This window comes from Candidatus Darwinibacter acetoxidans (genome assembly GCF_041936445.1).
In the GTDB taxonomy this organism is placed as follows: Bacteria; Bacillota; Limnochordia; order Darwinibacteriales; family Darwinibacteriaceae; genus DTU010.
Map to the genome: position 1 here is coordinate 1 of NZ_JBHGXH010000202.1, position 9,617 is coordinate 9,617.

Consider the following 9,617-nt stretch of genomic DNA (forward strand, 5'->3'; position numbering starts at 1 on the left):
GGCGGTGTCTGCGTCGGTCATCACTGCATAGAGCCCATCCAGAAAAAGATTAAGGAGCTTTACCGGATGACCTGCGGCCAGTATGGCGAAGCCGACCAAGACCCCCATCAGCATGGAGACGAAGGTCTTGCGAGTTACCAGAGCAAGGACAATGATGACCACAATTGGCACCAGGCTTACAATTCCGTAAGTCTCATTCACTTTCTTTCAGCCCTTTCTAAAAGGAAATAAATAATGCGAAATAGTGCTTCTGCAGTTTCAGGTCACTTGAAGCTCTTTTCCGATAGAGCTATGCCGGCAATGGCCAGGGCAAAAATCTTGGCGTTGAGCATCAAGCTGCGCAGGGACATGTGTTCGTTTACCTCATGGCAGGTATCCTCCTCTCCGGGAAAAATTGGTCCCCAGGAAACAATGTTTTTCATGGCCTTGGCGTAAGAGCCGCCGTAAGCGAGGGTGAATTCATTTTTCAGCCCGGTCACAGTCTCATAGGCCCGGGCAAAGGCCTGCATGAAGGGCCGGTCTTTGCTGATGTAGACGGCGGGCAAGGCCTTGTAGGATTTTACGGTGCCGCCCATCTCGGAGGCGACGCCGCGGAAGGCCTCCAGGATCTCTTCCTCCGTTGTGCCGTAGGCAAAACGCACATTGAAGTTTAACGTGGCCTCGTTGTCGCCGGTGGTAATCATGGTTACCGCGATGGTGTTGCGGTGGATGAATTCCCCGTTGTAGTACTCATCTTTGCTGTAGAGGCCGATTTCACGGCCGTAAATGTCGGCAAACTTCTCCCTCAAGACCTTGGCTACGCGGGCAAGGGCGTTCTCTGCCAGCGGCTCTTCCTTCAAGCGATGGCAGAGGTTGATAATGGCGTTTTCGCCCTTCTCCGGCTGGCAGGAATGGGCCGACTTGCCCCTGGCTTCGATGGTGACCACTTCATCCCCGGGCTTCTTGAGCAGGCGGGCCCGGCAGTAGTCGGGGACCACGTTGGTGGCCTTCCCCCCGTCAATGGCTGATAGAAAGAGGCCCTCGCCGGCGGGGCTGTCCAGGGGGACGGCAATCTCAACGTCCATCATCCCCTTCTCGATGTTGCACAGGGGGTATTCGCCGTCGGGGGTGAAGCCGTAGTCGGGCAGGGGGAAGCTTTTCACGTAGGCGCGCATGTCCGTCCAGTCCACCTCTTCCTGGGTGCCGAGAATGAGCTGCACCTTCTTGCGCCAGGGCTGCCCCAGCTCGGCCACGGCTTTCATGGCGTAAAGGCTGGCGATGATGGCCCCCTTGTCATCCAGGGTGCCCCGCCCCCAGATGGCGCCGTCGCGTATGACCGGCTCAAAAGGAGGCGAATCCCAGGTCTCCAGGTCCCCAGGTGACACCACGTCAACGTGGGAGAGTATGCCCAGGGTTTCCGGCCCCGCGCCTGTCTCAATAACGCCCACCTGCCCGTCCAGGACGGCGCGGCTGCTGAAGCCCATTCTCTCCCCCAGGCTGAGGGCGTAGTCCAGCGCCCTCCGCACCTGCTCCAGATCGGTGGAGATGCTGGGGATGCGCACAAACTCCTTCAGGTCAGCGATCATGTTCTCCTCGTTGGCTTCCAGGAAGGCAAACAACTTATCCTTGTACCCATCCACGTTCATTTTGCCGCTGCTCCTCTCCTTCCTTTTCCCTTGGCAGTAGGTCCAGCCGCCGGTGCTGCTCCAGGATGGAGATGATGGTTCTATCCACCCCCGCCATCCCCTCCCTGCAGATCCGGCCCAGGTTGTGGAGGCTTTCTTCCACGCTGTCGGCGATAAAACCGTTCCCCGGCGGTACCGTTACGCCCGCCCTGGCCAGGAGCGCCCCCTGCCAGGCCGTGGCGGCGCTGGTGCAGAGCTTCAACGCACAGCCCACCTTGCCGCCGTCGCAGATCATCCCGGCCAGGGAAGAGATGATGTTTTTTATCGCCCCTCCCATCTCCTCCTTGCTCCCTTGCAGAAGATAGACCAGCCCGGCGCCGCTGCCGGCGCCCGCCGCCACCCCGCAGCCGCAGATGGGAGAGAGCCGCCCCGTGTAAGTTTTAATGTAGTTTGTCACCAGCTGGCTGATGGCCAGCGCCTGTACCTCCCGCCTTGGGGGGGACCCCAGTTCCCGGGCGGCCAGGCTTATGGGGATGGTCGCCACCAGCCCGTGATTGCCGCTGCCGGCGATGCTCAGCACCGGGAGCTGGACTCCGGCCATCCTGGCATCACAGGCTGCTGCGGTATAATACGCAATCTTGTTCGACAAATCCTTTCCTGTCAGCCCCTGGGAGCATAACTGCTTCCAATTTAAGCCCACGCCCAGGCCGTTTTTAAGGCCCATGCCCTCGCGGGCCATGCGCAGGTTCATCTCCGCCCCCTCCTTGAGAAAGGAGAGGGACTCCGGATCCAGGGCCAGGACCAGGTCTATCAATTCGTAGATGCTGTGCCGCCGCAGCAGCCGGGCAGGACCGTTCGCTGGCCTCTTCTCGGGGCGCTTGTCCACAAGGAGGCGATGGTTATGCTTTAAATAAACCAGGTCCGTATGCCGGCCCTGGATAATCGCTTCCGCTTCCCCGCTGCTGGTGGCCAGCCTTACCTCGATATAGAGGCTGTCTGTTAAATCGTAGTCTATGTCAACGTGCACCAGGCCCTTTTCCAGCAAGGCCAGCGCTTTTTTAACATCCGCGTCTTTCACCGATGAAAAAATATTTAAGTCAAGCGCCGGCGGCGAAATGGAGACGCCAAGAGCAGCGGCCATATCCACTCCGGTATGGCTGGTTCCCGGTATGCCTACCGCCTTGGCATTTTTGAACACATTGGGGCTGACCAGGACTTCCAGCCGGCTCACATCGCCGGGAGCAACATGGTAGGCATGGGCTGCGGCCAGGGCTATGGCCACAGGCTCGGTGCACCCCACCACCGGAGCTGCTTCTTCTCTGAGGAGTTCAAGTAACTTTTCCGGCAGCATCGGGCATCCTTCCTTCTAGACTAGAGCTGTCATCTTCATTCCTTCTTCCGAAGGATGCAAGATGCATGCCAGAGAAAGGCAAGCGTCTCCGGCTTGGCGGCAAAGGCTTGCTGCGGCCAGGCCCCTCCTCTCTATCCCAACTTTGAGACATCCCGTGTCATTATTGGGATAGCTTGCGATAGAGGCTTGACCTGCTGATGCCCAGCAGCTTCGCCACCTTGTTCCTGCCCTCTTCGTCCCAGCCGTACCTGTCCAGGTAGCCGGCTATTGTCTGCCGCTCAAACTCCCTGACCCTATTCTTCAAGCTAATGCGCTCATTGCCCTCGGCAGAGGCCTTGAACCTTCTCTGGATCTCGCTGAAGTGAATCGTATCCCCCTCTGCAAAGTTGATGCCATATTCCACGATGTTTTCCAGCTCCCGCACATTCCCCGGCCAGGAATAGGACATAATGAACTCCATGGCCTTGTAGGAAAAGCCCCGCACATTTTTGCCAAACTTCTGGTTGTAATATTCTAAAAAGTGGGCAATCAAGGCGGGGATGTCTTCTGGCCGCTCCCGCAACGGGGGTATTTCCAGGGGAATTACATTTAAGCGGTAATAGAGATCTTCGCGGAACATCTTTTCCCGGATGAGCTCTTCCAGGTTTTTATTGGTCGCGGCAATTATCCTCACATCAATATCTTTGGGGACGGTGCCGCCCAGTTTTAAAACCTGCCTTTCCTGCAAGACCCTTAAAAGCTTGGCTTGCAGGAAAAGGGGCATGTCGCCGATCTCGTCCAGGAAGAGGGTGCCCTTGTGGGCCAGCTCGAACTTGCCCAGCTTCCCGTTCTTGCTGGCCCCGGTAAAGGCGCCCGGTTCATAGCCAAAAAGTTCGCTCTCCAGGAGGGCTTCGGGGATGGCGCTGCAATTGATCCCCACAAAGGGATAATCGGCCCTGCTGCTGGCATTGTGTATGGCCCGGGCGAAGAGCTCTTTGCCGGTGCCGCTTTCCCCCACGATTAAAACCGTGGAGTCGGAGCCGGCCACCACCTTGGCGCGCTTGATCACATCCTGCATCTTGGGGCTTCTGCTGATGATATGATCGAAGGTAAAGTTGCCGGACTTCTCCCTCGCCCTGAAGCTGGACTTGTGCATCTCTTCAATGTCGGAGAGGGTGGCCACCGCCACCGTATCGCGGTCGCCCTTCTTAATCAACCTTACCGTGGTGATGAGTTCTCTCCGGTAATTGCTGCGGACGTAATGCTCCTCGCGGTTGAAATACTCCCGCCCTTTCTTGAGCGCTTTAAGAATCAGGGCCGAGGGCCAGAATTGGTGAAGGTTCAGCCCTATGACCTGCTCCTCTTTGAGGTTCAGCCCCAGAAGCTGGAGGGCCAGGGCATTGATGTGGTTAATCCGCCCGGAACGTTCCACACAGAGAACACCCTGGTTCACATGCTGGATGACGGTGGAAAGCTCCTTATTCTTCACGATGAGCTCTTCGAAGAGCACGGCCTCGCCGTATTTGCTGGCAATAAGCTCAGACATCTTCTGGAGGAACCTGAGGTGATGCTTTTTCTTGGCGACCATAATCTTCTTCTGCTCTTCGTTGAAGGCAAATATGCCCATGACGCCAATTACTTCGTCCTGCCAGATGATGGGAGTGCAGATTTCAAAGGTTTCCCGGCATTCATCCTTAACGGCGCAGCCGGTGCAGTGGGCATCCTTGCCGGGATTTTCAATCAGGATGGTCTCCTTCGTCTCCAGCACCTTGGCATAGGCGGAATTGCGGGGGATAAACTCCTTCACCAGCTGCTCATAGGGGCCCGTTCCCGCTACTCTCACCAGGTCCCGGTCCACAACAGTCACATGCACGTCGATGGCCTCGGCAATGGCTTCGGCGATCTGCTGGATATTTCTCCCTATCTTTTGCAGCGGCATGTCCGGCCCTCCCTTGCCTGCTGTAACTTTTGCGCGTTCAACATTAAAATGGCATAACCGCCTGCAGTAGGGGACCCTTTATCTTTATTTCATCTTAACATCACCGCCAGCTTTATGCAAAGCCGCCGCCGCGGGCTCGCAAGGCCATGCCCCGGCCGCTCAACGAATAAAAAAATCCCGCCGCCACGGATAAAGCCGGCCGGCGGGATTTTCTACGGTTAAGCCGCTAGTCCCTATTGGGCCATGAACATCTCGATATCCCCGTCCACCGTTCCGATGCTCGCCAGGCCAAACCTGTCCACCAGGACCCTGGCCACGTTGGGCGAAAGGAAGCCCGGGAGGGTGGGGCCGAGGTGTATATTCTTCACCCCCAGGTAAAGCAGAGACAGGAGAACGATGACCGCCTTCTGCTCGTACCAGGCAATATTGAAGGCAAGGGGCAGCTTGTTGAGGTCGTCCAGGCCGAAGGCTTCTTTCAGCTTAAGGGCGATGACCGCCAGGGAGTAGGAGTCATTGCACTGCCCGGCGTCAAGAACCCGCGGGATTCCTCCGATGTCTCCCAGGTCCAGCTTGTTGTACCTGTACTTGGCGCAGCCCGCCGTCAGGATGACCGTGTCCCGGGGGAGCTTCTGGGCAAACTCGGTGTAGTACTCTCTCGACTTCATGCGCCCGTCGCAGCCGGCCATGACAAAGAACTTCCTGATGGCCCCGGACTTGACCGCTTCAATTACCTTGCCCGCCAGGGCCATGACCTGGTTATGGGCAAAGCCGCCGACAATGCTGCCGCTTTCGATGGCTTCGGGAGCGGGCAGGGTCTTGGCCAGGGCGATAATCTCGGAAAAATCCTTTTTGCCGCTGGCATCGGCCTCAATATGCCGGCAGCCGGGATAGCCTGCCGAGCCCGTGGTAAAGATCCTGCTTTTTACCTCTTCGCTTCGCGGAGGAACAATGCAGTTCGTCGTAAAGAGAATGGGACCATGGAAGGGAACAAATTCGTCCAGCTGCCTCCACCAGGAGTTGCCGTAGTTGCCCACAAGGTGGTCGTATTTTTTGAAAGCGGGGTAGTAATGGGCGGGAAGCATCTCGCCGTGGGTATAAACATCCACCCCCGTGCCCCTGGTCTGCTCCAGCAGCTGCTCGAGATCAGTCATGTCGTGCCCGGAAATGAGGATGGCCGGGTTCTTGCGCACACCAATATTTACCTCGGTCATCTCGGGATCGCCAAACCTGGACCGGTGCGCTTCGTCCAGCAGGGCCATGACTTTAACGCCATGTTCGCCCGTTTTCATGGCCAGGGCCACAAGATCGTCCGCCGTCAGCGAATCATCCAGGGTTGCGGCCAGGGCCTCGTAGATAAAGGCATTAACGGCCAGGTCCTCTTTGCCCATATTCTTCGCATGCTCGGCGTAAGCCGCCATCCCCTTGACCCCGTAGGTGATCAGCTCGCGAAGAGAACGCATGTCCTCGTCTTCAGTGGCCAGCACGCCCACGGCGGCAGCCTTCTCCAGCATGGAATCCCTGGAGTCTACCGCGAAGGTCGCCGCATCGTGCAAATCCTTCACCGCCACGGAATTCCTCAGTTCATCCCGCAGGGCCATCATTTTTTTGATCTGACTTTCAATACGCCCGTCGTCAAAGTTGGCATTGGTGATGGTCATGAAAAGGCTGTTGAGAACCTCATAATTCATCCGGTCATGAGTGCTGATATCGACCTTTCCCTTGACCACAATGTCCGCAATTCCCTTGAGCGTATAGATGAGAAGATCCTGCAGCTTGGCCACCTCTTCGGTCTTCCCGCATACGCCTCTAACGGTGCAGCCCTGGTTCCTTGCCGTTTCCTGGCATTGAAAACAAAACATGCCCATTTTTCATCCTCCTTTTTGCTTTCATAAGTTCAAATTGTCCGCGCGCCATAATTGCTTTTGCCGGCTATGCTGCCGGCGGCTGCGCTTCCGCAAGCGGCAAAGAAGCCGGTATTTTCACAAAATACCTGGCGAATTGGTTTTAAAAAAGGCACCAGCTTGTCCGGCCGTCAAACAGCTTTTCGGCAGCCAGCTGCCGCCTGGTGCCTCTCCGCTGCGCTAAAATTATATTACCAACTTCGCCGGTTTATCAAATGAAAATAATTAACTATACTTGAAGGCCATTTGCTCCGGCAGACGATCAATAGGCATTTCAAAAAGGGGGTCCAGGCCGTATCCATTAGGGCCTTACCGGCATCCCCATCAAAATATCGGGCTTCCCCGGGCCGTTGGCATCGGGCATCACCCCGATAATCTCAAAGCCCACCTTCTGATAAAACTCAAAGGGATGCTCATGCAAATTCTTGATGTTTACCAGGTGATTCAGCACCCCCGGGAAAAGGTCCACCCCGCTCAGGCTGGTCATGTTGCAGCTGTCATCGGTGCCCAGCCAGATGGTCAGCCCCCCGCGCGCCTTAACCTGCCGGACCAGGTCCTCCACCAGCGCCCGGCCGATGCCCTGCCGCCGGTACTCCTTCTTCACCACCAGCGGATGCAGCTCCCAGACGCGGCCCTTGTACTGCGGCGCCGCGCTGATCCAGCCCCTCAGTTCACCGCTCGGCGTCACCGCCACCCGGCTGATCCTCCCCCCTTCCAGGGAAGCGCGCACCTCCTGCATGGCGCTTTCCAAGGTGGGGTAGGCATCGGGCCAGAATTCTCCGAATCCCTCCCACAGTATCTGGGCCACCTCTTTTATGCGAGCCTCGTTTTCCGGCACCAGGCTGCAGATGCTTATCCTCTTTGCTTCTATCGTCGGAAGCACAGTCCAACCTCCCGCTAATTCTTTACCTAATTCCTATTTTCCCTTCCCCTTTTTTAAAATAAACCTGCGGCAGGCGCCATCACTTCAAAAAGGATTTTCCTTAAAACCGCTCAACGCACAACCATCGTCCTTAATATTACTCTCACCCCGAGGATTCTCCTCAAGCAGGACTTAAGCGCTGCAAATCGAATTAAAATCTTGTGCAAGTACAAGCAGTCGATAAAAAAATGTCGTCGACCTTCGGTAGTGCACAAACTCCTGGAGATCGACGACACTTTAAAATTTAGCATGCAGGAGCTAAAAACCCTTGACAGGCACCACCTTGCACGCTTGGGTATATAAAAAAACAATCTACAGGCACGATATTATTTGGACATACCACTATTTAACAGATCCTTATACCACAAGCACTTAACGGGGGTTTCCAGCCTACCTATGAGGAATTGAAACTTCTTGGCGCAGAGGATTACTATCAATGGCAGCCCGGTTTCCAGCCTACCTATGAGGAATTGAAACTTCGCTGCGTCTATGACCTTGTTGATCCCTCTTGCTGTTTCCAGCCTACCTATGAGGAATTGAAACTAGTAGCTTTGCAGCTTGTCCCTTTGAGTACCCTTGGTTTCCAGCCTACCTATGAGGAATTGAAACCAGGCTTCTCTTGAACATGACAAGCTGAACCTTTCCGTTTCCAGCCTACCTATGAGGAATTGAAACTCGCCGGGCGGCACCTGGCCGACCTGGGGGAATACGGTTTCCAGCCTACCTATGAGGAATTGAAACCTGGGCGTGGTCACCGGCATGGTGGTGGCGTCAATCCGGGTTTCCAGCCTACCTATGAGGAATTGAAACTAACTTTTTCAGTTCCGCAAACCTTTTCGACTCCAGGGGTTTCCAGCCTACCTATGAGGAATTGAAACGTAAAAGCATACTCCGTATCTTCTTCCCGCTTTTCCGGGTTTCCAGCCTACCTATGAGGAATTGAAACCTGTATTTGCTGCTCTCGCTCTTGCTCCAGCGCCCGTTTCCAGCCTACCTATGAGGAATTGAAACACGGTAAGAAAGCCCGCGCACCCGGCGGTTCATCAAGTTTCCAGCCTACCTATGAGGAATTGAAACCCAGCCAGGCCTTAAAATCCCGGTTTTTGCCGATAAAGTTTCCAGCCTACCTATGAGGAATTGAAACAGACGACACTTACTTTGGAGCGAACGGCACACGGGGGTTTCCAGCCTACCTATGAGGAATTGAAACAGGAAATAAATAAAGTCAAAGCTAAAACCAAGCTAATCGTTTCCAGCCTACCTATGAGGAATTGAAACGCTTGAAAAAGGAATAAAAAGCCCCGGCTGTGGTTGGTTTCCAGCCTACCTATGAGGAATTGAAACGCGGCATTAAAGCCCGAGTAGACGGAGTGAATCGGTTTCCAGCCTACCTATGAGGAATTGAAACGAGCAAATGAGCTATCTCATGGTAGAGCACGCCGGGTTTCCAGCCTACCTATGAGGAATTGAAACTTTTGCTCAACTCTTTCCTTGCTCCCGAGCCGCCCCGTTTCCAGCCTACCTATGAGGAATTGAAACCTCTTCGAAGAAATCCGCTATAACCTCAGCTATAGCGTTTCCAGCCTACCTATGAGGAATTGAAACTGCGATAGACCGGGCCAGGAAAGCGCGGCAGAATCCGTTTCCAGCCTACCTATGAGGAATTGAAACCCCATGCCGCCGAGCAAGGAGCAAAGGACATTGCGGGTTTCCAGCCTACCTATGAGGAATTGAAACGCACATTATTCACCAGGGCTTATTTTGGGACGATACAGTTTCCAGCCTACCTATGAGGAATTGAAACAAAGTGGACGGTGGAGGAGCTTGTGGGCGTCCTCTAGTTTCCAGCCTACCTATGAGGAATTGAAACAACTCAAAGAGAGTCTTAGACAAACGTTATCAAATAGTTTCCAGCCTACCT

The 9,617-nt window shown here is 55.1% G+C and carries 5 protein-coding genes, 1 pseudogene and 1 CRISPR repeat array; all 6 genes and pseudogenes read right to left on the bottom strand.

The features are described from left to right. Positions 1 to 201: pseudogene (locus tag ACE4YL_RS07785) on the bottom strand (hypothetical protein); the annotation flags it as partial. A gap of 62 nt (positions 202 to 263) precedes the next feature. Continuing rightward, positions 264 to 1,625 (bottom strand): Sapep family Mn(2+)-dependent dipeptidase, encoded by a 1,362-nt coding sequence (locus tag ACE4YL_RS07790; protein ID WP_461369459.1) that lies wholly within the window; start codon positions 1,623 to 1,625, stop codon positions 264 to 266. Further along, entirely contained in the window at positions 1,600 to 2,955 is a 1,356-nt protein-coding gene (locus ACE4YL_RS07795; RefSeq protein ID WP_461369460.1) for an L-cysteine desulfidase family protein, read from the bottom strand. Before ACE4YL_RS07795 ends, ACE4YL_RS07790 begins: the two co-directional genes overlap by 26 nt. A 160-nt stretch (positions 2,956 to 3,115) precedes the next feature. Further along, positions 3,116 to 4,873, bottom strand: coding sequence for a sigma 54-interacting transcriptional regulator (locus ACE4YL_RS07800; protein ID WP_461369461.1), 1,758 nt, complete (start codon positions 4,871 to 4,873; stop codon positions 3,116 to 3,118). 233 nt (positions 4,874 to 5,106) lie between these two features. Continuing rightward, positions 5,107 to 6,738 carry a hydroxylamine reductase gene (hcp, locus tag ACE4YL_RS07805; RefSeq protein ID WP_461369462.1) on the bottom strand — a complete coding sequence of 544 codons (1,632 nt, stop codon included), beginning with the start codon at positions 6,736 to 6,738 and terminating at the stop codon, positions 5,107 to 5,109. A gap of 337 nt (positions 6,739 to 7,075) precedes the next feature. Next, positions 7,076 to 7,630 (bottom strand): GNAT family N-acetyltransferase, encoded by a 555-nt coding sequence (locus tag ACE4YL_RS07810; RefSeq protein WP_461369463.1) that lies wholly within the window; start codon positions 7,628 to 7,630, stop codon positions 7,076 to 7,078. A 447-nt stretch (positions 7,631 to 8,077) separates the two neighbouring features. Continuing rightward, positions 8,078 to 9,566: a CRISPR direct-repeat array (repeat unit 30 nt; unit sequence GTTTCCAGCCTACCTATGAGGAATTGAAAC). The last annotated feature ends 51 nt before the right edge of the window (positions 9,567 to 9,617 follow it).